Origin of the sequence: Pseudomonas sp. Irchel s3b2, assembly GCF_900187445.1 — a bacterium.
Taxonomy (GTDB): Bacteria; Pseudomonadota; Gammaproteobacteria; order Pseudomonadales; family Pseudomonadaceae; genus Aquipseudomonas.
Genome location: NZ_FYEB01000010.1, coordinates 83,797 through 105,156, shown reverse-complemented (window position 1 = coordinate 105,156; position 21,360 = coordinate 83,797). Strand labels below are relative to the sequence as shown.

The 21,360-nt window shown below is 58.0% G+C and carries 20 protein-coding genes, 1 tRNA gene and 2 pseudogenes; 18 read left to right on the top strand and 5 right to left on the bottom strand.

All coding sequences use genetic code 11. The features are described from left to right. The first annotated feature begins 25 nt into the window (after positions 1-25). The 7 genes and pseudogenes from CKW20_RS20115 to CKW20_RS20085 all read left to right on the top strand — a co-directional run bounded on the left by CKW20_RS20115 (position 26) and on the right by CKW20_RS20085 (position 4,399). Positions 26-583, top strand: a complete 558-nt coding sequence (locus tag CKW20_RS20115) for a YbhB/YbcL family Raf kinase inhibitor-like protein (RefSeq protein ID WP_095054476.1) — start codon at positions 26-28, stop codon at positions 581-583. Between the two features lie 87 nt (positions 584-670). After that, a complete protein-coding gene (locus tag CKW20_RS20110) occupies positions 671-2,404 on the top strand; it encodes a VWA domain-containing protein (RefSeq protein WP_095054475.1) in 1,734 nt (577 codons plus the stop codon). 17 nt (positions 2,405-2,421) lie between these two features. Then, positions 2,422-3,003 (top strand): RNA polymerase sigma factor, encoded by a 582-nt coding sequence (locus tag CKW20_RS20105; protein ID WP_095054474.1) that lies wholly within the window; start codon positions 2,422-2,424, stop codon positions 3,001-3,003. Next, positions 3,000-3,620 carry a hypothetical protein gene (locus tag CKW20_RS20100; RefSeq protein ID WP_095054473.1) on the top strand — a complete coding sequence of 207 codons (621 nt, stop codon included), beginning with the start codon at positions 3,000-3,002 and terminating at the stop codon, positions 3,618-3,620. The genes CKW20_RS20105 and CKW20_RS20100 overlap by 4 nt, the downstream gene beginning before the upstream one ends. Before the next feature lie 21 nt (positions 3,621-3,641). Next, positions 3,642-3,911, top strand: coding sequence for a hypothetical protein (locus CKW20_RS20095; protein ID WP_229768698.1), 270 nt, complete (start codon positions 3,642-3,644; stop codon positions 3,909-3,911). Positions 3,912-3,977: 66 nt separating this feature from the next. Beyond that, positions 3,978-4,070, top strand: a pseudogene (locus CKW20_RS29950) (type II toxin-antitoxin system HicA family toxin); the annotation flags it as partial. Further along, a complete protein-coding gene (locus CKW20_RS20085) occupies positions 4,067-4,399 on the top strand; it encodes a type II toxin-antitoxin system HicB family antitoxin (protein ID WP_095054471.1) in 333 nt (110 codons plus the stop codon). The pseudogene CKW20_RS29950 and the gene CKW20_RS20085, both read left to right, overlap by 4 nt. 122 nt (positions 4,400-4,521) lie before the next feature. Here the strand turns inward: CKW20_RS20085 and CKW20_RS20080 are convergent. After that, positions 4,522-4,598: transfer RNA gene (locus tag CKW20_RS20080), tRNA-Arg, on the bottom strand. A gap of 349 nt (positions 4,599-4,947) precedes the next feature. Between CKW20_RS20080 and gabD the strand changes: the two genes are divergently transcribed. The 3 genes from gabD (at position 4,948) to CKW20_RS20065 (ending at position 9,202) form a co-directional block, all read left to right on the top strand. Next, positions 4,948-6,390: an NADP-dependent succinate-semialdehyde dehydrogenase gene (gabD, locus tag CKW20_RS20075; RefSeq protein WP_019581696.1), complete on the top strand. Its 1,443-nt coding sequence runs from the start codon at positions 4,948-4,950 to the stop codon at positions 6,388-6,390. 189 nt (positions 6,391-6,579) lie between these two features. Further along, entirely contained in the window at positions 6,580-7,857 is a 1,278-nt protein-coding gene (gene gabT, locus CKW20_RS20070; RefSeq protein ID WP_095054470.1) for a 4-aminobutyrate--2-oxoglutarate transaminase, read from the top strand. 124 nt (positions 7,858-7,981) lie between these two features. Next, positions 7,982-9,202, top strand: coding sequence for a response regulator (locus tag CKW20_RS20065; RefSeq protein ID WP_095054469.1), 1,221 nt, complete (start codon positions 7,982-7,984; stop codon positions 9,200-9,202). A gap of 106 nt (positions 9,203-9,308) precedes the next feature. On the opposite strand, the gene CKW20_RS20060 is transcribed toward CKW20_RS20065, so the two are convergent. Beyond that, positions 9,309-10,298, bottom strand: a complete 990-nt coding sequence (locus CKW20_RS20060) for a sensor domain-containing diguanylate cyclase (protein WP_095054468.1) — start codon at positions 10,296-10,298, stop codon at positions 9,309-9,311. Positions 10,299-10,524: 226 nt separating this feature from the next. Then, positions 10,525-11,709: a delta-9 fatty acid desaturase DesA gene (gene desA, locus CKW20_RS20055; RefSeq protein ID WP_095054467.1), complete on the bottom strand. Its 1,185-nt coding sequence runs from the start codon at positions 11,707-11,709 to the stop codon at positions 10,525-10,527. 148 nt (positions 11,710-11,857) lie between these two features. On the opposite strand from desA, the gene dibA reads away from it, so the two are divergent. The 6 genes from dibA to CKW20_RS20025 all read left to right on the top strand — a co-directional run bounded on the left by dibA (position 11,858) and on the right by CKW20_RS20025 (position 18,121). Next, positions 11,858-13,777, top strand: coding sequence for a phosphodiesterase DibA (dibA, locus tag CKW20_RS20050; RefSeq protein ID WP_095054466.1), 1,920 nt, complete (start codon positions 11,858-11,860; stop codon positions 13,775-13,777). Between the two features lie 165 nt (positions 13,778-13,942). Next, positions 13,943-14,125 carry a sulfur starvation response protein OscA gene (gene oscA / locus CKW20_RS20045; RefSeq protein WP_022643503.1) on the top strand — a complete coding sequence of 61 codons (183 nt, stop codon included), beginning with the start codon at positions 13,943-13,945 and terminating at the stop codon, positions 14,123-14,125. Positions 14,126-14,267: 142 nt separating this feature from the next. Then, positions 14,268-15,281 carry a sulfate ABC transporter substrate-binding protein gene (locus tag CKW20_RS20040; protein ID WP_095054465.1) on the top strand — a complete coding sequence of 338 codons (1,014 nt, stop codon included), beginning with the start codon at positions 14,268-14,270 and terminating at the stop codon, positions 15,279-15,281. A 146-nt stretch (positions 15,282-15,427) separates the two neighbouring features. After that, positions 15,428-16,246 carry a sulfate ABC transporter permease subunit CysT gene (gene cysT / locus CKW20_RS20035; protein WP_033058556.1) on the top strand — a complete coding sequence of 273 codons (819 nt, stop codon included), beginning with the start codon at positions 15,428-15,430 and terminating at the stop codon, positions 16,244-16,246. Between the two features lie 12 nt (positions 16,247-16,258). Then, positions 16,259-17,128: a sulfate ABC transporter permease subunit CysW gene (gene cysW, locus CKW20_RS20030; protein ID WP_095054464.1), complete on the top strand. Its 870-nt coding sequence runs from the start codon at positions 16,259-16,261 to the stop codon at positions 17,126-17,128. Positions 17,129-17,131: 3 nt separating this feature from the next. Further along, positions 17,132-18,121: a sulfate/molybdate ABC transporter ATP-binding protein gene (locus CKW20_RS20025; protein WP_050682815.1), complete on the top strand. Its 990-nt coding sequence runs from the start codon at positions 17,132-17,134 to the stop codon at positions 18,119-18,121. Positions 18,122-18,205: 84 nt separating this feature from the next. Here CKW20_RS20025 and CKW20_RS20020 read toward each other — a convergent pair. Beyond that, positions 18,206-18,400 (bottom strand): annotated as a pseudogene (locus tag CKW20_RS20020) (hypothetical protein); the annotation flags it as partial. 180 nt (positions 18,401-18,580) lie between these two features. Between CKW20_RS20020 and CKW20_RS20015 the strand changes: the two are divergent. Continuing rightward, complete coding sequence (locus tag CKW20_RS20015) at positions 18,581-19,051, top strand: toxin-activating lysine-acyltransferase (RefSeq protein ID WP_141228968.1); 471 nt, start codon at positions 18,581-18,583, stop codon at positions 19,049-19,051. 984 nt (positions 19,052-20,035) lie between these two features. Here the strand turns inward: CKW20_RS20015 and CKW20_RS20010 are convergent. Continuing rightward, positions 20,036-20,554, bottom strand: a complete 519-nt coding sequence (locus tag CKW20_RS20010) for a DUF962 domain-containing protein (RefSeq protein ID WP_095054462.1) — start codon at positions 20,552-20,554, stop codon at positions 20,036-20,038. Positions 20,555-20,639: 85 nt separating this feature from the next. Here CKW20_RS20010 and CKW20_RS20005 point away from each other — a divergent pair, with 85 nt between their 5' ends. Continuing rightward, a complete protein-coding gene (locus CKW20_RS20005) occupies positions 20,640-21,326 on the top strand; it encodes a Crp/Fnr family transcriptional regulator (protein WP_095054461.1) in 687 nt (228 codons plus the stop codon). Positions 21,327-21,360 lie beyond the last annotated feature (34 nt).

Below are 21,360 nucleotides of genomic sequence, written 5' to 3'. Positions count from 1 at the left end.
CCCCACCCGCACAAGGTGCTCCGGTATGACCCGATTGACCTCTTTCCCTTGGCTGGCGGCCGTAGCAGTCGCCCTTTGCGTGCAGTTTCCGGCGCAGGCCCAGGAGCGTTTCACCCTCAGCATTCCCGGTGTTTCGGACAATCGCCTGTTCACCTCGGCGCAGGCCAGCGATGGCAGTGGTTGCGGCGGCAAGAATCAGTCCCCGGCCCTGAGCTGGAACGCCGGCCCCCCGGGCACCCTTAGTTACGCCATCGTCATGCACGACCCGGACGGCCAGAAAGGCCTGGGCGTCGATCACTGGATTCACTACGGCATCAAGGCCGCAACGCGTCAGATCCCGGCCGGCGTCGGCGCCAAATCCGCCCTCGAAGGCGTGGGCGGCAGCAACAGTAAAGGCAGCACTGGTTACATCGGCCCTTGCCCGCCCGTCGGCGACAGCTCCCATCACTACCTCATCCAGCTCTACGCCCTGGACTTGGCGCCAGATGCCTTGCCCGCCGGCCTGACTCGCGCGCAGTTGATGGAGCAGATCAAAGGCCATGTGCTGAAAAACAGCAGCGTGGTGCGGCGTTATCATCGCTGAAGATTTTTCACTTCGGCTTAACCCGAACTGATCGGGCTGCCCGTCTCAAAGGATGAATGAGTCAATTTCCTCCTGAGGTCAGCCCCCATGTCCCTCCCTCTGCATTTTCTCCGCCCGGCCGCCCAGGGTTTCGCCGCCGGGTTGTTGCTGGCCGTTGCCGGTTGCGGTGCTTCATCCACGCCAGATTCTGCGACGAACAGCCCGGCAGCGGTTGCGCCACCGGTTCAAGGTGCGCTGAAAACTGAAGCGTTGGCGCGCGAGGCGGTCATGGCGGACACCGCACTGGCCAAGCGCAGCGCGCGAACGGCACCGTTGGTCGCTTTCGCACCCATGCCGGCCGGTGAAGCTTATCCACAGGGCTATCGGGATGAGCAGCGGGAGCAATATCAGGCGCTGGCCGATAACCCGATTCACAGCGTGACTGAGGCGCCGGTCTCGACCTTCAGTGCCGACGTCGACACCGGCGCTTACGCCAATGTCCGGCGCTTGCTCAATCAGGGGCGTTTGCCTCCCGAAGGGGCGGTGCGGCTGGAGGAAATGGTCAATTACTTCCCCTACGATTACGCCTTACCCACCGATGGCTCGCCGTTCGGCGTGACCACCGAGCTGGCGCCGTCGCCCTGGAACCCGCATACACGCTTGCTGCGCATCGGCATCAAGGCCTCTGATCGCGCGGTGGCGGATTTGGCCCCGGCGAACCTGGTGTTTCTGGTGGACGTGTCCGGCTCGATGGATCGTCGCGAAGGCTTGCCCATGGTCAAAAGCACGCTGAAATTGCTGGTCGATCAACTGCGTGAGCAGGACCGGGTTTCGCTGGTGGTGTATGCCGGAGAATCTCGCGTGGTGTTGGAGCCGACTTCCGGACGGGAAAAAGCGAAAATTCGTACCGCCATCGATCAATTGACCGCAGGCGGCTCGACCGCCGGCGCGTCGGGTATCGAACTGGCTTATCAAATGGCCCAACAAGCGTTCATCCCCAAAGGCATCAACCGCATCCTGCTGGCCACCGACGGTGACTTCAACGTCGGCATCAGCGACTTCGACAGCCTCAAGCAAATGGCTGTGGATAAACGCAAGACCGGCGTGTCCCTGACCACTCTGGGTTTCGGTGTGGATAACTACAATGAACACCTGATGGAACAACTGGCCGACGCTGGCGATGGCAACTATGCCTATATCGACAACCTGCGCGAGGCGCGCAAGGTGCTGGTGGATCAGCTCGGTTCCACCCTCGCGGTGGTGGCAAAGAACGTGAAGCTGCAGGTGGAGTTCAATCCGGCCCTGGTCAGCGAATATCGGTTGTTGGGCTATGAGAATCGCGCCTTGAAACGTGAGGATTTCAGCAATGACAAAGTCGACGCCGGTGAGATCGGCGCAGGGCATACGGTGACAGCGTTGTACGAAATTGTGCCCAAGGGCGAGAAGGGCTGGCTGGAACCGCTGCGCTATAGCAATCCTGCGGCCGATGTTTCCGCAAAAACCGGAGAATTGGCGATGCTGCGGGTGCGTTATCAGTTGCCGGAAGGTGGGAACAGTCGCTTGATCGAGCGGCCAATCCTGAAGGGTGAGACCGGCAAACTGTCTGCAGCCAGTGATGATCTGCGCTTTGCCGCGGCCGTCGCTGCCTTTTCCCAGCAGCTCAAGGACGGGCGTTATACCGGTGAGTTCAGCCTGAAGGACACCGAAGCCCTGGCCCGTGGCGCACGAGGCGATGATCAATTCGGCCTGCGCAGTGAATTCGTGCAATTGGTGGAGTTGGCGCAGAGCCTGCGAACCCCGACCGCCTCGAATCAACAGCCCAACGACAACCGGATAGAGTGAAAGAGGCCAGCGCTGACATGTCCGATTCTGCAATCAGCTCAGCCGCCAGCAGCGACGAATCGCTGCTGGCGCGCTACCGCTCCGGCGACGGGCCGGCGTTCGAAGTTTTGTACGCCCGTCATCGCCAGGGCCTTTATCGATTCCTCCTCGGCCTCAGCGGCAAGCCCGAACTGGCCGAAGAGGTGTATCAGGAAACCTGGCTGAGCCTGATCCGCAGCACCAGTCAGCCACAAGGCCGGGCGAACTTTCGTACCTGGCTCTATCAGATTGCCCGCAACCGACTGATCGATCACTGGCGCAAACACGGAATACACAACCCCTTGCACGACAGCTATGACGAACAAACCCACGCCCTGATTGATGACGCAGCCGACCCCGAACAACTGCTGAGCCTGAGCCGCGACGGTCAACGCCTCGAAGCCGCCCTGCAAACCCTTCCCGCCGACCAGCGCGAAGTGTTCCTGCTGCGCGCCCACGGCGACCTCGACCTGCCGCAGATCGCCACCCTCACTGAAACCCCGCTGGAAACCGTCAAAAGCCGCTTGCGCTACGCCCAGCAAAAACTGCGTCGGCTGCTGGCCGAGGAGGTACTGACATGACTGACGCCCCAAAAACACCGTCATCGCCTGACGATGAAGTGCTCAAGCATTTTCGCGACCACAGCAGCGGTGAACCGCCGTCCCATCTAGATGCTTCCATCCTGGCCACCGCGCATCGGGAAGCCCCCGCACCAAAGCCGAACCTGTGGCAACGCTGGCTCCGCGCCTGCCAGCAACCCCGCTGGCAAGTAGCATTCGCCAGCCTCGTCGGCGTCGCGCTAATGCTGGCACTGGTGCAACGCACGCCGGAACAACTGCCGAGTTATGACTTCGCGCCAGCGCCTAAAGTATCCGCCCCGGCTGCCAAGCCGGAAGCCGCTGCCCGCTCCCAGGTTGCACCGACCGGCGCTTTATCTGCCCCCGCACCTGCTGCGCCCATGGCGGAGTTCTCGGCGCCGATGCAGCGCGAGTCGATCAATAGCGAAATGGCTGACGAAGCAAAAATCAGCAAACGCTTAGCTGCGCCGGCCAAGTCACTGGATGATCAATTACGTGAAGTGATACACCTGCAAGACACCGGACAAACCCAAGCCGCCGAGGCGCTGCTGACGACATTGCACAAGCGCTTTCCCAAGGAAAATCTCACGGCCCGACTCAAGGATTTGCAGAAGAAATGAGGTGAACAGCGGTCGGCAAATTTGGCATCGACACCCGAAAGCGCGCACTATCGGCCTATAGCCGATGCGTTGGAGGATGCCGTGGCACAAAAAATCGACCGCATCGCCCAAATGCTCAACTGCCCGGTGAAGGGTGAGGAATTACGGCGAGCAGTGACTGAGAGTCGTAAGGAGTTTCTTCTGGCGAAGCAGGCAGAAGAAGCGCTTGAGGAAGACGTTCTTGATGATGAAGTGGTCGAGGACGAAGACGACGATGATGATTACGACGAGTTTGACTGGACGACAGAATGAAAAAACCGCTTTGGCGGTTTTTTGCCATTAAAGGAGCGCTGTTTGACGTTGCCATCAAGGCGAACCACCTTTCATCGACCACCCCCGGACAAAGAAGCAAAGCCCTACCAGGTTCGTGATGCTCGGGCTTTCCTTGAACAAGCAGGAGTCACCCCGTGAGCGTAATGAATTACAAAGGTTATGCCGCCCGAATTGAATACAGCGAAGAAGACGGCCTGTTTGTCGGCCATATCGCTGGTATTAGAGATGTCGTTGGGTTTCACGGTGAGACAGTGCAGGAGCTTCGAAATGCACTTGAAGAGGCCGTTACTGATTATCTGGAGACTTGCGCCAAGCTCGGGCGCACACCGCAGAAGCCCTATTCTGGCCACCTCAGTCTGCGTTTAGCGCCGGCACTCCACGCAACTGTCGCCGTAAAAGCGCAGCTAGCCCACAAGAGTATCAATCAGTGGGTAGCTGACGTTCTTGATCGTGAGGTGCATGCCTGACCACTGCCATTGCACCTTCCTGATAAGAAGCCAGAAGGTGTAAACATTATTCAGGACGCGACAGACACCACCCACAAAAAAGCCCCAGACCCTGCGGCCTGAGGCTTTCTCGTTTCTACGTATGGTGCACCAGGCGGGATTCGAACCCACGACCCCTGCCTTCGGAGGGCAGTACTCTATCCAGCTGAGCTACTGGTGCAATGCGGGCGCCATGATACTCATATGCACTGCGGGCGTCCATGCTGCTGAATCGTCTGCGTTTTTCCAAAGCGTAACCTACGATTGCTACGCTGATCTGAAAAAATAGGCAAATGCGGCGTTTTCGTTCTTTTTTTCGAACAGCCTATTGTCCTTTACCCCCTTTGATCCTAGGATTCGTTTGAGATTTCAAACGCTCTTGTCTGGGTGCTGAACCGCACGAGTTTGATCAGTGCGCTATTTATGTGCTTCAGCCCGGTGAATGATTTCCCTGACGGCAGCCTATAAGGCGCCTTTCTATAATCATAATTCGCTCCGCGCGTGCCGCGGTGCTGTTAAGGAAAGCCGACATGCAGCTTAAAGACACCCAGTTGTTCCGCCAGCAAGCCTTTATCGATGGCGCTTGGGTCGATGCGGACAACGGTCAGACGATCAAGGTCAATAACCCGGCAACGGGCGAAATTCTGGGCACTGTGCCGAAGATGGGCGCTGCCGAAACCCGCCGTGCGATCGAAGCCGCTGACAAAGCGCTGCCGGCCTGGCGTGCACTGACCGCCAAGGAGCGCGCGAACAAACTGCGTCGCTGGTTCGAGCTGATTATCGAGAATCAGGACGACCTGGCGCGCCTGATGACTCTGGAGCAGGGCAAGCCATTGGCTGAAGCCAAGGGCGAGATCGTTTACGCCGCTTCCTTTATCGAGTGGTTCGCTGAAGAAGCCAAGCGCGTTTACGGTGACGTGATTCCGGGCCACCAGCCAGACAAGCGCCTGATCGTGATCAAGCAGCCGATCGGCGTGACCGCTGCGATCACTCCGTGGAACTTCCCGGCCGCGATGATCACCCGTAAAGCCGGCCCGGCGCTGGCCGCCGGTTGTACCATGGTGCTCAAACCTGCTTCGCAAACACCTTTCTCGGCTTTCGCCCTGGCTGAACTGGCCCAGCGTGCCGGTATTCCGAACGGTGTGTTCAGTGTGGTGACCGGCAGCGCCGGCGACATTGGCAGCGAGCTGACCGGTAACCCGATCGTGCGCAAACTGTCGTTCACCGGCTCGACCGAAATTGGTCGTCAGTTGATGACTGAGTGCGCCAAGGACATCAAGAAAGTCTCGCTGGAACTGGGCGGCAACGCGCCGTTCATCGTGTTCGACGACGCGGACCTGGATAAGGCCGTCGAAGGCGCGATCATTTCCAAGTATCGCAACAACGGCCAGACCTGCGTCTGCGCCAACCGCCTGTACATTCAGGATTCGGTCTACGACGCGTTCGCCGAAAAACTGAAAGTGGCCGTGGCCAAACTCAAGATCGGTAACGGTCTGGAAGACGGCACTACCACTGGCCCGCTGATCGACGAAAAAGCCGTGGCCAAGGTTCAAGAGCACATTGCTGACGCCGTCGGTAAAGGCGCCACCGTGTTGGCGGGTGGCAAGAGCATGCAAGGCAACTTCTTCGAGCCGACCATCCTGACCAACGTGCCGAATAACGCTGCTGTGGCCAAGGAAGAAACCTTCGGTCCATTGGCGCCACTGTTCCGCTTCAAAGACGAAGCCGACGTGATCGCGATGTCCAACGACACCGAGTTCGGTCTGGCCTCGTACTTCTATGCTCGCGACCTGGGTCGTGTGTTCCGTGTGGCTGAAGCCCTGGAATACGGCATGGTCGGCGTCAACACCGGATTGATCTCCAACGAAGTCGCGCCGTTCGGCGGCATCAAGGCCTCGGGCCTGGGCCGTGAAGGCTCCAAGTACGGCATCGAAGATTACCTGGAAATCAAATACCTCTGCCTGGGCATCTAAGCTCGGCCCGGCAAGGCATTGCTTCAATCACAAAGGGCACGAGAGCGCTGTCCCTTTGCGACGCTTCAAACGGAATTTTCTCTGTGGCCGGGAACGCTGTGGCAGTCGATCATCGCATGCTGCCGTAGTTGCCTCCCCGCCGCATTTTCCTTGAGCCACGCCGCCCGATGAGCGGTGAATGAGGACACTATGAGCAAGACTAACGCATCCCTGATGAAACGCCGCGAAGCCGCTGTACCGCGCGGTGTTGGCCAGATTCACCCGATCTTCGCCGACCACGCGAAGAACGCCACCGTGACCGACGTTGAAGGTCGCGAGTTCATCGACTTCGCCGGCGGTATCGCTGTGCTGAACACCGGTCACGTGCACCCGAAAATCATCGCCGCCGTTACCGAGCAGCTGAACAAGCTGACCCACACCTGCTTCCAGGTACTGGCTTATGAGCCGTACGTGGAAGTGTGCGAAAAAATCAACGCCAAGGTACCGGGTGATTTCGCCAAGAAAACCCTGCTGGTGACCACCGGCTCCGAAGCCGTGGAAAACTCCATCAAGATCGCCCGCGCCGCTACTGGCCGTGCCGGCGTGATCGCGTTCACCGGCGCTTATCACGGTCGCACCATGATGACCCTGGGCCTGACCGGTAAAGTCGTGCCGTACTCGGCCGGCATGGGCCTGATGCCAGGCGGCATCTTCCGCGCGCTGTACCCGAACGAACTGCACGGTGTGAGCATCGACGATTCGATCGCCAGCATCGAGCGCATCTTCAAGAACGACGCCGAGCCGCGTGACATCGCTGCGATCATCATCGAGCCGGTTCAGGGCGAAGGTGGTTTCTACGTCGCGCCTAAAGAGTTCATGAAACGTCTGCGCGCCCTGTGCGACCAGCACGGCATTCTGTTGATCGCTGACGAAGTGCAGACCGGCGCTGGCCGTACCGGCACTTTCTTCGCCATGGAACAGATGGGCGTTGCCGCCGACCTGACCACCTTTGCCAAATCCATCGCTGGCGGCTTCCCGTTGGCCGGTGTCTGCGGCAAGGCCGAATATATGGACGCCATTGCTCCAGGCGGCCTGGGCGGTACTTACGCCGGTAGCCCGATCGCTTGCGCCGCGGCCCTGGCCGTGATGGAAGTGTTCGAAGAAGAGCACCTGCTGGATCGCTGCAAAGCGGTCGGCGAGCGTCTGGTGACTGGCCTGAAGGCCATCCAGGCCAAGTACCCGGTCATCGGCGAAGTACGTGCCCTGGGCGCGATGATCGCGGTCGAGCTGTTCGTCGACGGCGACAGCCACAAGCCGAACGCTGCTGCTGTGGCATCGGTTGTGGCCAAGGCGCGCGACAAGGGCCTGATCCTGCTGTCGTGTGGCACCTACGGCAACGTTCTGCGCGTGCTGGTGCCGCTGACTTCGCCGGACGAGCAACTGGACAAAGGCCTGGCGATCATCGAAGAGTGCTTCGCCGAGCTCTGATCCATTTGTGACCTGATCGACAAAAAAACCCGCTTCGGCGGGTTTTTTCATAGTGCTTGAAACACATCACTGTATCGAATGGCCATCATTGACTAAGGTGCAAGCATTGCCGTTGGAGTGTGCGATGACTGCTGTGGTGTTACCCGTTGTACCGCGAGTGCTGATTGCCGAGGCCGACCCTTGGTCTCGCGACCTGCTCAAGCAGGTGTTGTTGAATGTGCGCTGCGACGCGCGGCTGGACCTGTGTGCCGATGGTCAGGAGGCACTGCACCTGTTGGCGGAAAATCCTTATGACCTGTTGATCGTCGACTGGGAGTTGCCTGGCGTCGATGGCCTGAACGTCTTGCGCAGTGTTCGTCAGCGCAAACATAATCCGCCGCTGCCCTTCATCCTGATGAGCAGCCGCAACGACAGCGCTAGCGTGCGCGAAGCCTTGCCCCTGGCGCCCACGGCGTACCTGACCAAACCCTTGAACATGGAAAGCCTGACCCAGCGCCTGCAGGATTTGTTGCTGAACACCGGTGAAGAGGTGTCCTGCGAGGTACCGTCATTGGCGCCAGGCATGACCTTGTCGGTGTATCTGGAGCTGCGTCGCGATCTGGCGGAGGGTGCGCCGTTAATGGCCGATGTGCAGGTGGCGATCAAACGTAGCCTCAATCCCAATGGCCTCGATCTGACACGGCTGAAAGACGAGATCCGCACTGACCCGCAAATCACCGCTGTCCTGATCGCCGCCGCCAACAGCGCGGCTCAGCATCATGGCGTCGCTGTGCAAACCCTGGCCCAGGCGCTGCATCGCTTGGGCACCGGGCAAAGCATGAACCTGATTCTGGGGCTCGCCCTCAAACGCAGTGCCCGGCTCAGCGATCCGCAACTGGCGGACTACGCCGAGCGTTATTGGGAGTTGTCACTGCACACCGCCGAATACGCGCGGACGCTGGCGCGCTTGTTGGATCTGGATCAGGAGCGCTGTTATTGCGCAGGCATGCTGCATCGCCTCGGCGACCTGGCTTTGTTGCGCTGTTTGCAGGAGTGGAAGCAGGCCGGTGGTGAGCTGGATGAATGGGAGGAAGTTGGCGATGCCTTGGCCGAATTCGGTGCGGCTTACGGTTCGGCGCTACGGACCCGCTGGCGCTTGCCCTTGGAGTTGCGAGAGTTGATTGCGGCCGTATACCAGCTCGGTGGCGGGGTTTACTCCCGCGAAGCGCTGGTGATGAACATGGCCGCGCAACTGGCGCGCCTGACCGAGCATGAGGGGATCGAAGCGTTGTCCAAGAGCCGCACGGCGCGGTTGCTCAAGATCGGATTGCCGGAGTTGATGCGTTTGCGCAAGAAGTACGCCTGACGCAAATCCTGTAGGAGCGAGGCTTGCCCGCGAAGAAGTCACCACGGCGGGTCAGCAAAACCGAGGTGACCCCTTCGCGGGCAAGCCTCGCTCCTACAAAATCGAATCAGCCAGAAATGATGCGGTTCTTGCCTTGGCGCTTGGCCTGGTACATCGCCGCATCAGCGCGGGCGAACAGGCTGTCGACGCTTTCATCCTCGGGAGTGAGGCTGCTCAGACCCTGGCTGACGGTGATGCCGAACGTCTGGTCGTCATGGCTGAAACTCAACCGTTGAATCTCCCGTTGCAGGCGCTCGGCTACCTGCATCGCCATGTCCGGTGCACAGCCGGGGAGCACAGCGGCGAATTCCTCACCGCCGATCCGTCCAAACAGATCACCGCGCCGCAGGGCCGCGCGACCGCTCTCGGCGATGCATTGCAGCACCTTATCGCCTTCCGGATGGCCGTAGGTATCGTTGACCACTTTGAAGTTATCGATGTCCAGCAGCAGGAACGCCATCGGTGCACCGTTCAATCGCGCCTGCTCGAATTCGCGATGGGCGCATTCGAAGAAGTGCCGACGGTTGCTGCTTTGGGTCAATGCATCGGTGGTGGCCAGACGTTGCAGCTCGGTTTCCATCTGCTTCTTTTCGGTGATGTCTTCGGCAATGCCGACGATGATCACCGGTTGGCCCGGTTCGGCCTGACGGTTGATGAAGCACTTGTCGCTGAGCCAGCGTACCTGGCCATCGGCAGCGATGATGCGGTACTCACGGTCTTCAACGGCGCCTTTGACCAGCACTTGGGCGAGGCTGCTCTCGGCGTAGTCCAGATCGTCGGGATAGACGCTGTCGCGCCAGTGATTGAAGTCGGACAGCAACAGGCCGGCGGGGCGGCCGAAAATCCGGTCATAGGCCGGGCTGACGTAGAGCACCTGACGGGTTTCCCAGTTGAATGCCCAGAGGACGGCATTGACGCTGATCAGCAGCGAGCTGAACAGCTGTTCGCGTTCGCTCAGGCGTGCCACTTCACCTTGGGCATGCATCAGCGCCATCAGCGTTTGCGCGGCCTCGGGCCACTGCGGAAGGGATGTGTCTTGTAGGCTTTTATTAACCATCGGCACAAATCTCAAAGGGCGTGCCGCTATGTCGACAGCGACCCGCCTGGATGGCGAAGTGTCTTTGAGATAGGGGATTTGGAGCGAAGTTCCCGCTTGGGGGGAAGGGTCCCGCTGGGCGGTATGGCTGCTTGAATTGACGACGCGTTTTTACGGGTGAAACGCGTCGTCAGGTTTTGCGACGGCTTCGCCGCCGAACGGGGGCAAGCCCCCTCGCCACAGAGGATCAGGCGTTGGCGGGGCGCAGGGAGTAGGTTTTCAACTGGTCGGCGAAGTCGCGCAGGGATTGAATTCCGCTGGCCTCGGCCTCGTGTACCCAATCCTTGATGGCGGCCAACATGTCGTGACCATTTGAGCTGGTCTTGACCCAGATCTGCTGCAAGGCCAGGCGTTTCTCGTAAATTATCTTCAGCGCCTGGCTGTGCTCGAGCATGGTCTGGATGCGCACATGGTGTTTGTCGTCCAGCAGGCTGGTTTCCCGCGAGAGCAGGCGTTTGGCCCGGTGGAACTGGTGGCGGACCGAGTGATCGACCTTTTCCAGCTCTTGCTTGACCAGCGGCGCGATCACCAGCTTGCGGTACTGGGCCATGATCTGGAAGCGGTTGTTTAGGATCGCCATGGCGGTGTCCATGTCCAGGTTGCCTTTGCCTTCGACACGGTGGGCAATCGGTGCGACCCGCTGGACCTTGGCCAGACGCAGGAAGCTGAAGACCTGGATCCAGGCCCAGCCGAGGTCGAACTCCCACTTCTTCACCGACAGTTTGGCCGAGTTAGGGTAGGTGTGATGGTTGTTATGCAGTTCTTCGCCGCCGATCAGGATGCCCCAAGGCACCAGATTGGTCGCAGCATCGCGGCATTCGAAGTTGCGGTAGCCGATGGCATGGCCCAGGCCATTGACCACACCGGCGGCCCACACCGGGATCCACATCATCTGGATGGCCCAGATGGTGATGCCGATGGTGCCGAACAGCAGCAGGTCGATGACGCCCATGATTGCCACGCCCAGCAGCGGGAAGCGGCTGTAGAGGTTGCGTTCGATCCAGTCTTCGGGGCAGTTTTTGCCGTAGATGCGCAGGGTTTCAGGGTTTTCCGCTTCGGCGCGGTACAGCTCGGCGCCTTTGCGCAGAACGGTGGACAGGCCCTTGATGACCGGGCTATGCGGGTCATCGACGGTTTCGCATTTGGCGTGATGCTTGCGGTGGATAGCCGTCCACTCGCGGGTGTTCTGCGCGGTGGTCAACCACAGCCAGAAGCGGAAGAAATGTTTCAGGCCGGCATTGAGCTCGAGCGAGCGATGGGCTGAATAACGATGCAGATAGACCGTGACGCCGATGATTGTCACGTGGGTCATCAGTAGGGTGACTGCCACCAGTGACCAGGGCGATAAGCCAAGAAAACCTTCGTACCACATAGCCTATAGGACCCTCGATAAAGAAAAAAACAGCCATCGCATTATCACTAAGCCCACAGATAAAACCAGTCACCCTTTCAGATAAGAGTGGCTGGATGTTTCTTCAATCTATAATTCCAGCCTTTTTTGTAGGGACATGGACGCTCGAATGTCAGCCACATATCGCGATGCCTTGCGCGCAGCGCTGCTCTACCTGGTGCTTTCCGTAGCCTGGCTCCAGTTTAGTGGTTATTTATTGAACAGATTCTTCGATAGCTCCGCCGACCTGCTGCGCTGGCAACTGATCAACGGTTATGCCTGGGTGGCGTTCAGTGCGGGGCTGATCTTCATTGCACGGGCACGATTGTTTCGCTGCCTGGGCGTCGGCGCCAAATTGCGTGAGCGCAGTGCAGACCGGGAACGCCTGCGTCAGGCGGCAGCGGTGTTCGATTGCACCCGTGAAGGGGTGCTGGTCACTGATAGCAAAGGATTAATCGTCCATGTGAACCGGGCGTTCATGGAAATCACCGGCTATCAGCGCGAGGAAGTGTTGGGTCAGCGACCGAACATGTTCAAGTCGGGTCATCACCCGCCGGATTTCTACCAGGCGATGTTCGTCACGCTCGACAGCCTCGGCGAGTGGAGCGGGGAAATCTGGAACCGTCGCAAAAGCGGCGAGATCTACCCGCAATGGCAGACGATCCGCCTCATTCACGACGATCAGGGGCAGTTTAGCCAATACGTTGCGGTGTTTTCCGACATCAGCGCGATCAAAAACTCCGAGCATGAACTGACGCACCTGGCCCACCACGATCCGCTGACCGATCTGCCCAATCGTCTGCTGCTTACCGACCGCGTCGGGCAGGCAGTGGCCTCGGCGCAGGTTCATAAACGTGGTTGCGCGTTGCTGATGATTGATCTGGATCACTTCAAATTGATCAACGACAGCCTCGGCCACAGTGTCGGTGATCAACTGCTCAAGGCCGTGGCTGAGCGCCTGAACGCCTTGTTCGGCCCGGGCATGACGCTGGCGCGGCTCAGTGGCGACGAGTTTGCGGTATTGGCTGAAAATTGCCCGCAACCGGGGCATGCCGCGGCACTGGCTCAGCGGGTCATCACTGGCCTTAAAGAGCCATTCCAGATCGACGGGCATCCGTTGTTCATCAATGCCAGCGTTGGCATCAGCCTGTTCCCCAGCGATGCCTTGAGCGCCGAGCAATTGTTGCGCAACGCTGATTCGGCACTTTTCAAGGCCAAGAATACTGGCCGCGATGGTTATGCCCTCTACACCGAAGAATTGACCGCGCATGCCCAGCTACGCGTCGAGATCGCGTTCGAATTGCGCCGAGCGCTGGAACAGCAGGAATTGCGGGTTTATTACCAGCCCGTGCATGACCTCAAAAGCAGTCGCCTGATCGGCGTCGAGGCATTGGTGCGCTGGGAGCATCCGCAACGTGGGCTGGTGTCGCCGGCTGAATTCATCCCCATTGCCGAACGCACCGGGCTGATTGCCGAGATCGATGCCTGGATCATGCGCCAGGCCTGCCAGCAGATGTGCCAGTGGCAAGCGGCGGGCGTGGTGTTGTCGTTTGTCGCGGTGAACGTTTCTTCTCGCCTGTTCGCCCGGCGCGAGTTGTATCAGCAGGTGGCTCTGGTGCTGCACGACACAGGGCTGGATCCGGCGTATCTGGAACTGGAAGTTACCGAAAGTGCGGTGATGGACGACCCGGAAGTGGCGCTGGAACAGATGCATCGCTTGCGCGAGTTGGGCGTGCGGCTGGCCATCGATGACTTCGGTACGGGGTATTCGTCGTTGCTGCGGCTCAAGCGTTTGCCGGTGCAGAAGCTCAAGATCGATCAGGGATTTGTCGCAGGCTTGCCGTGTGATGAGGACGACGTGGCGATTGTGCGGGTGATCATTGCGCTGGCGCGGAGCATGGGGATGCAAGTGCATGCCGAGGGGATCGAGCAGGTCGAGCAGGCGACTTTCCTGCTCGAGCACGACTGCGATTTAGGGCAGGGGTACTGGTTTGGGCGGCCAGTGCCGGCGACATCATTGGATTGGGCCCGGGCGCCAGTGATTGGATGAGCGCTTGATGATCGTTCCCACGCAGAGCATGGGAACGATCAGTCTTCTGGTTATATAAACATTCTTAAATAGTCTTTTTAAGAATATAAGCGCCTATCTACTATTGCCCTACGCCGTAAGCAGTGCTCGCCACTGCCAGGCATATCTCATTAAAGGAGCAGCACCATGAGCGCATCCCTACGTAGTGTTGACGGGCAGGACGAAGCCACCATTTTGCGTGAGATCCAGAGCGCCTTGCGCGATTTGCGCTTTGGCGCGGTGGAAATCACCGTGCACAACGCCCAGGTGGTCCAGATCGAACGCAAAGAGAAATTCCGTTTGCAGCAGCCGGGCAACAAGCCGAGTTGAAGCAAGATCAAAAGATCGCAGCCTTCGGCAGCTCCTACGGGAGGCTGATGTAGGCGCTTTCGAAGGCTGCGATCTTCGAACAGGCAACCCGTTCCAGACCATAAAAAAAGCCACCACACCAAGAATTCCAGGAGCTTTCACCATGTCGTCGATTCGCCATTTTGCTTTGGCCGCCCTGGCCAGTGCCCTTTTTGCTGGTTCCGCGGTTGCCAAGGATTACGAATTGCTCAACGTGTCGTATGACCCGACCCGTGAGCTGTATCAGGACTACAACGCCGAGTTCATCAATTTCTGGAAGAAAGACCATGCTGGCGACAGCGTAAAAATCCAACAGTCCCACGGTGGTTCGGGCAAGCAGGGCCGGGCAGTGATCGATGGTCTGCGGGCCGACGTGGTGACCCTGGCCCTGGCCGGTGACATTGATGAAATCGCCAAGCTCGGCAAGAGCCTGCCGGTCGATTGGCAGAAGCGTTTTCCGGAAGCGAGCACGCCTTACACCTCGACCATCGTGTTCCTGGTGCGCAAAGGCAACCCGAAAGGCATCAAGGATTGGGGCGACCTGACCAAAAACGGCGTGGAAGTCATCACCCCGAACCCGAAAACCTCCGGCGGCGCACGCTGGAACTTCCTCGCGGCCTGGGCCTATGGCCTGAAAGCCAATGGCGGTAACGAAGCCAAGGCCAAAGAGTATGTGCAGACCCTGTTCAAGCATGTGCCTGTGCTGGACACCGGTGCACGCGGCTCGACCATTACCTTCGTCAACAACGGTCAGGGCGATGTGCTGCTGGCCTGGGAAAACGAAGCCTTCCTGGCCTTGAAAGAAGAAGGCGGTGCCGACAAGTTCGACATCGTCGTGCCTTCGCTGTCGATCCTTGCCGAACCTCCGGTGGCCGTGGTCGACAAAAACGCCGAGAAAAAGGGCAACACCGAAATCGCCGAAGCCTACCTCAAGCACTTGTACAGCTCGGCCGGCCAGGAAATCGCGGCGAAAAACTTCTATCGTCCACGGGACAAGGATGTAGCCGCCAAGTACGCCAAGCAGTTCCCGGCTCTGGAGCTGGTGACCATCGACAAGGACTTCGGCGGCTGGAAAACCGCGCAACCGAAATTCTTCAATGACGGCGGCGTGTTCGACCAGATTTATCAGGCGCAGTAATCTGAAAATACTGGTCAGTTAAGTGCAATCCATGTGGGAGCGGCGGTGCGGCGATCCCACAGGTTTCGCATCTTAACTGACGGGCATTAGCCAACAGGCTCCGATTTCACCGTCGGGGCTTAGCGCGTTTTCAACCAAGGACTTTTATGTCGCGTCGTATCTCCCCCGTCATACCCGGCTTCGGGCTGACGCTGGGCTACACCTTGGTGTACCTCAGCCTGATTGTGCTCATTCCACTGGCGGCGATGTTCGTGCATGCCGCTCAACTTACCTGGGACCAGTTCTGGGCCATCATCTCGGCGCCACGGGTGCTGGCGGCACTGAAGTTGAGCTTCGGCACCGCGCTTTATGCTGCGATCATCAACGGCATCATCGGCACGCTGCTGGCCTGGGTGCTGGTGCGCTACACGTTCCCGGGACGCAAAGTCATCGACGCGATGATCGACCTGCCCTTTGCTTTGCCCACCGCGGTGGCCGGTATCGCGCTGACCGCGCTGTATACCCCTACTGGTCTGGTGGGTCAGTTCGCGGCGGACCTGGGTTTCAAGATCGCCTACACCCCCCTTGGCATCACGCTGGCGCTGACTTTTGTGACGCTTCCATTCGTGGTACGTACGGTACAGCCGGTATTGGCCGATATTCCGCGTGAAGTGGAGGAGGCGGCGGCTTGCCTAGGGGCGAAACCGTTACAGGTTTTTCGCCATATTCTGGTGCCCGCGCTGTTGCCAGCCTGGCTGACCGGTTTTGCTCTGGCCTTTGCCCGCGGGGTCGGCGAGTACGGTTCGGTGATTTTCATCGCCGGCAACATGCCGATGAAAACCGAAATTCTGCCGCTGCTGATCATGGTCAAACTCGACCAGTACGATTACACCGGCGCCACCTCCATTGGTGTACTGATGCTGGTGGTTTCCTTTGTCCTGTTGCTGCTGATCAACTTGCTGCAGCGGCGCATCGAAACCCCATAAGGAGGCGCAAAAATGTCCCAATCGTCTATTGCAGCTGCCTCCTCGAACGCCGCCCGCCGTGGCAGTGCCACGTCGCGGCGAGTCTTGATCGGCCTCGGCGGGCTGATCTTCGCGCTGTTTTTGTTATTGCCGTTGTTCATCGTGGTGTCCCAGGGCCTGAAGCTGGGCCTGGGTGCATTCTTCACCGCGATCTTCGAGCCAGACGCCTTGTCGGCGTTGAAACTCACCGTGATCGCCGTGCTGATTTCGGTACCGTTGAACCTGGTGTTCGGTGTCAGCGCGGCGTGGTGCGTGAGTAAATACTCGTTCCGCGGCAAGAGCATGCTGGTAACCCTGATCGACCTGCCGTTCTCGGTGTCGCCGGTGATCGCAGGCCTGGTCTACGTGTTGATGTTCGGCGCCCAGGGGTTGTTCGGCCCGTGGTTGCAGGACCACGACATCCAGATCGTCTTCGCCTTGCCGGGCATCGTGCTGGCGACGATTTTCGTTACCGTGCCGTTCGTGGCCCGTGAGCTGATCCCGCTGATGCAGGAACAAGGCACTCAGGAAGAAGAGGCCGCGCGCCTGCTCGGCGCTAATGGCTGGCAGATGTTCTGGCACGTCACCGTTCCCAATATCAAATGGGGCCTGATCTATGGCGTGGTGCTGTGTACGGCCCGGGCCATGGGTGAGTTCGGTGCGGTGTCGGTGGTTTCCGGGCACATTCGCGGGGTGACCAACACCCTGCCGCTGCACGTCGAGATCCTCTACAACGAATACAACCACGTGGCCGCGTTCGCCGTGGCGAGCCTGTTGCTGATCCTGGCGCTCTTCATCCTGCTGCTCAAGCAGTGGAGCGAAAACCGTATTAACCGCCTGCGCGCCAGCGCCGCGGAGGAATAAGTCATGTCGATCGAAGTGCGTAACGTCAGCAAGAACTTCCACGCGTTCAAGGCGCTGGACAACATCAGCCTGGACATTCAAAGCGGCGAGCTGGTGGCGCTGCTGGGGCCGTCCGGCTGCGGCAAGACCACGTTGCTGCGAATCATCGCCGGCCTGGAAACCCCGGATCAGGGCAGCATTGTGTTCCATGGCGAAGACGTTTCCGGCCACGACGTGCGGGATCGCAATGTCGGTTTCGTGTTCCAGCATTACGCTCTGTTCCGCCACATGACGGTGTTCGACAACGTTGCTTTCGGCCTGCGTATGAAGCCGAAAAACCAGCGTCCGAATGAAAGCCAGATCGCGGTGAAAGTCCACGAACTGCTGAACATGGTGCAGTTGGACTGGTTGGCCGATCGCTACCCGGAACAACTCTCCGGCGGCCAGCGTCAGCGCATCGCGCTGGCCCGTGCCTTGGCGGTGGAGCCGAAAGTTTTGCTGCTCGACGAGCCCTTCGGCGCCCTCGACGCCAAGGTCCGTAAAGAACTGCGTCGCTGGCTCGCACGGCTGCACGAAGACATCAACCTGACCTCGGTGTTCGTGACCCACGACCAGGAAGAAGCGATGGAAGTCGCCGACCGGATCGTGGTGATGAACAAGGGTGTGATCGAGCAGATCGGCTCACCGGGCGACGTTTACGAAAACCCGGCCAGCGATTTCGTTTATCACTTCCTCGGCGATTCGAACCGTCTGCATTTGGGTGAAGACCGGCACGTGCTGTTCCGTCCACACGAAGTGTCGCTGTCGCGGCATGAACTGGAAGACCACCACGCGGCTGAAGTGCGGGATATTCGTCCGTTGGGTGCCACCACGCGGGTGACGCTGAAGGTCGAAGGGCAGAGCGAGCTGATCGAAGCCGAAGTGGTGAAGGATCACGACAGCCTGGTTGGCTTGGCGAAGGGTGAGACGTTGTTCTTCAAGCCCAAGGTCTGGCAGAAAGTCGCCAACCTTTAAAAGCTTCGCGGGCAAGCCTCGCTCCTACGGTGATTTGTGTCGTTCACAAATCCCTGTGGGAGCGAGCCTGCTCGCGATGGCGTCTTACGTCGCTGCGTTTTTCTGACGCAAACGCACCCCACCCACCCGCGCCTCGATCTGCTCTTTCAGCTCATGCCGCATCCCGAGCAAAAACGCCAACTCAACCACCACAAACAACGGCCCGACAATCAATCCCGTCACGTCATCGACAAACGCCGGTTTGCGTCCCTCGTAATGATGACCGACAAACTGAATCACCAACGCTCGTGCAACCTTGCGCTTAATCCATCCGGTACCCCTACATGTGTAGGGTTTTTTCAAGAGGCGTGAAAGCGTTAGATTGTAATCATTAGGTATCGGCTATGGAACGGAAGGTTAACAAGCGTGTGAGTGAAAAGTGTCCGGATATTAAATTTTCTTTCTATAACGATATCAGGAGTGTATTTTTTGATAAAAAGTTGTGAATTTTCCACTCAATGTATAGCTTCCGGCGTGAAGGACAAAGCGCAGCTTCTTGGTTTTGCTTGTTCAATCATGTCCATGTGTCGACGCTATTCGTTATTTCAAATTGCCACATTGAAATTTTGGATTAGTCCTGCAATCGACCATAAACAAATTGCGTTTTTCTTTGACAAAAAATCGACACCAATTGGCTATATGACGTGGGCTCATTTGGCGCATGATAGCGAAGAACGACTGATTAACGATCCGAATTTTTTGCTTCACCCCTCTGAATGGAACGAAGGAGGAAAGACCTGGATTATCGATTTTAATTTCCCTCGCGGTTGCGCCATCGATGCGTTTAAAGAGATTAAAGAGGTTTTTAGGCGAGAAAGAATCGAAAAAGTCTACTGGGTTCGTCGAAATGAAGACTATACGGTTCGCAAAATCGCCAGCTGTTGTCTTTAATTTGAATGCCTTGTGCTTAGTGTTGACAAGTCATAGATGTAATTACGTGGTTGATATTTATATGGAGGTAAGTTATGCGAGCTCTATCGGATGTAGAAATTCAATTCATTTCAGGTGCAGCTAGTGGGGATGGAATCCAAGTGTCTCATATACTGGCAGTGGGGGCTGCTTTAACGGGAGCTACTGCTGCCAGCCTTGCGATTGTGCCCAGTCCAATCACAACTCCGGCAGCGGTCGCGGCAGGTCTTACAACTGTTATTTTAACAGGTGCGGCAGCTGGAGCTTCTATGTTGGAGGCCCGGCCGGCGTGAAGGTAATAGAAACTATAATCGCGAATATTACATCATGAATTGGCCAGGAGGAGCGAACTGCGATTCCTGGTTTAATATTACGCAAGCGCTTAAAGATTTTTTAGCGTCACCAAGCGCTTTCACTAAAATAGGCGTATAAATGATTGTTGGCGTGATAAGTAATTATTCTGTATCTTCGACGGTTAGCCTCCATCCGAAGATATTTTTATCGTTAAGGTTTTTTCTTCCTTTGATTCCATTTATTCTTGTGTTTCTGTTCTATTTTTTTGTTCTGAGTAGTCTGCATTTCGAGGGTAATTCAATTTCTTTTTTTTCGGTCTGCGTATTGTTTGCTTGTGCGTGTAGTTTTATTGTCGAATCAATAATTGTCGCTGTTACGGTATGTTGTTTTTCAGTTGATGGAGTAATGGGCTCTGCTTCACCAGAAAATGATTTTGCTTTGGGTTTTATTTTGGATTTCAAGTTGTATGAGCGATTACTTGGTGTGGTCTCTTTGGTTTTCTTAGTGACATTCGCATTGGCTCATACTTTTTTTATATTGGAGTCTTGACGGAAGCAGTTTCGTTACTGTTGCGCTGCATAAACTTGTTCTGTGTCACGGGCCGTATTCCCACAGAGCGTGCGTTCGATCAAAAAATTCTCTGTGGGAACGGGGCCTACTCGAAAAAGCGATCTATACCGCAGCGTTCTTCTGACGCAAACGCACCCCACCCACCCGCGCCTCGATCTGCTCTTTCAGCTCATGCCGCATCCCGAGCAAAAACGCCAACTCAACCACCACAAACAACGGCCCGACAATCAACCCCGTCACGTCATCGACAAACGCCGGTTTGCGTCCCTCGTAATGATGACCGACAAACTGAATCGCCCACCCCACCACAAACATCCCGATGCCGCTGGCCAGCCAGACCAGCGTACTTTGCTGCGCGAGAACCTGACCCGCCCAAATGCACAGACCGAGCAACACGGTCATCAACACCCCAAGACGCACCTCCAGGCGCAGGTAAAACCACGCCGATGCCATCGCGACCAGCACCGCTGGCGAAAACCAGCCTCCGCCCCATTGCGGCCGCGACAGCAACACCGCGACCGCCACTACAATCAGCGGGATACCGATAAAGTGGCTGGCGATATTGCGCGGGTCACGGTGATAGGCGGCGTATTGACTGAGATGGTCAACGAGGCTTTTCATTGTTATTCCTCCTGTAGGGTGATTGATCATGCCCCGGGTTTCATCTCTTGCTCTGTCAGCCAGGCGACAATCTCCAGGAGTTTTCATGGACATGCAGGTTTGGCGTTCGCGCCTGGATACGGGGCAGTGGTTCAGTCATTTACCTGTTCTCTTACAGAATAGTCTGCTGGCTGCTGCCCGGGTTCGGCGCCTGCCGTCGAGGCAACTGCTATTCGAACGCGGTGATCCGCCGTGTGGGCTGTATGCAGTGCTCGAAGGTTCGGTGCGCATTGGCGCGGTGAGCGAGCAGGGCAAGGAAGCTCTGCTGAGCCTGGTGGAAGCGCCGCACTGGTTCGGCGAAATCTGCCTGTTCGATGGCCAGCCGCGAACCCATGATGCCTACGCCTTTGGCCAGTGCACCCTGTTGCACATCCCGCAAATAACGCTGCTGGCGTTGCTCGACGAACACCCGGTGTACTGGCGGCAACTGGCGTTGCTGATGAGCCACAAACTGCGCCTGACCTTCATCAGCCTCGAACAGCTGAGCCTGATGCCTGCCTCGGCGCGCCTGGCCCATCGCTTGCTGATGATCGCCGAGGGCTATGGCGAAGTCGCTGCGCCGCGCCGTGTTCTGCAACTGCCTCAGGAGCAACTGGCGTCGATGCTGTCGCTGTCGCGCCAGACCACCAACCAGCTTCTCAAGGATTTGCAGGGGCAAGGGATTCTGAATCTCAAGTATGGCGAGATCGAGATTCTGGATGCCGAGCGGTTGCGGGCGTTGGCGGTGATTTGAAAAAAATCGCAGCCCTCTCTGAGCTGCCGAAGGC

What these genes read in the sequence shown, in the direction of transcription:
- CKW20_RS20115 (WP_095054476.1), top strand. Translation starts at nt 26, where the DNA reads ATGACCCGATTGACCTCTTTCCCTTGGCTGGCGGCCGTAGCAGTCGCC.
- CKW20_RS20110 (WP_095054475.1), top strand. Translation starts at nt 671, where the DNA reads ATGTCCCTCCCTCTGCATTTTCTCCGCCCGGCCGCCCAGGGTTTCGCC.
- CKW20_RS20105 (WP_095054474.1), top strand. Translation starts at nt 2,422, where the DNA reads ATGTCCGATTCTGCAATCAGCTCAGCCGCCAGCAGCGACGAATCGCTG.
- CKW20_RS20100 (WP_095054473.1), top strand. Translation starts at nt 3,000, where the DNA reads ATGACTGACGCCCCAAAAACACCGTCATCGCCTGACGATGAAGTGCTC.
- gabD (WP_019581696.1), top strand. Translation starts at nt 4,948, where the DNA reads ATGCAGCTTAAAGACACCCAGTTGTTCCGCCAGCAAGCCTTTATCGAT.
- gabT (WP_095054470.1), top strand. Translation starts at nt 6,580, where the DNA reads ATGAGCAAGACTAACGCATCCCTGATGAAACGCCGCGAAGCCGCTGTA.
- CKW20_RS20065 (WP_095054469.1), top strand. Translation starts at nt 7,982, where the DNA reads ATGACTGCTGTGGTGTTACCCGTTGTACCGCGAGTGCTGATTGCCGAG.
- CKW20_RS20060 (WP_095054468.1), bottom strand. Translation starts at nt 10,298, where the DNA reads ATGGTTAATAAAAGCCTACAAGACACATCCCTTCCGCAGTGGCCCGAG.
- desA (WP_095054467.1), bottom strand. Translation starts at nt 11,709, where the DNA reads ATGTGGTACGAAGGTTTTCTTGGCTTATCGCCCTGGTCACTGGTGGCA.
- dibA (WP_095054466.1), top strand. Translation starts at nt 11,858, where the DNA reads ATGTCAGCCACATATCGCGATGCCTTGCGCGCAGCGCTGCTCTACCTG.
- oscA (WP_022643503.1), top strand. Translation starts at nt 13,943, where the DNA reads ATGAGCGCATCCCTACGTAGTGTTGACGGGCAGGACGAAGCCACCATT.
- CKW20_RS20040 (WP_095054465.1), top strand. Translation starts at nt 14,268, where the DNA reads ATGTCGTCGATTCGCCATTTTGCTTTGGCCGCCCTGGCCAGTGCCCTT.
- cysT (WP_033058556.1), top strand. Translation starts at nt 15,428, where the DNA reads ATGTCGCGTCGTATCTCCCCCGTCATACCCGGCTTCGGGCTGACGCTG.
- cysW (WP_095054464.1), top strand. Translation starts at nt 16,259, where the DNA reads ATGTCCCAATCGTCTATTGCAGCTGCCTCCTCGAACGCCGCCCGCCGT.
- CKW20_RS20025 (WP_050682815.1), top strand. Translation starts at nt 17,132, where the DNA reads ATGTCGATCGAAGTGCGTAACGTCAGCAAGAACTTCCACGCGTTCAAG.
- CKW20_RS20010 (WP_095054462.1), bottom strand. Translation starts at nt 20,554, where the DNA reads ATGAAAAGCCTCGTTGACCATCTCAGTCAATACGCCGCCTATCACCGT.
- CKW20_RS20005 (WP_095054461.1), top strand. Translation starts at nt 20,640, where the DNA reads ATGGACATGCAGGTTTGGCGTTCGCGCCTGGATACGGGGCAGTGGTTC.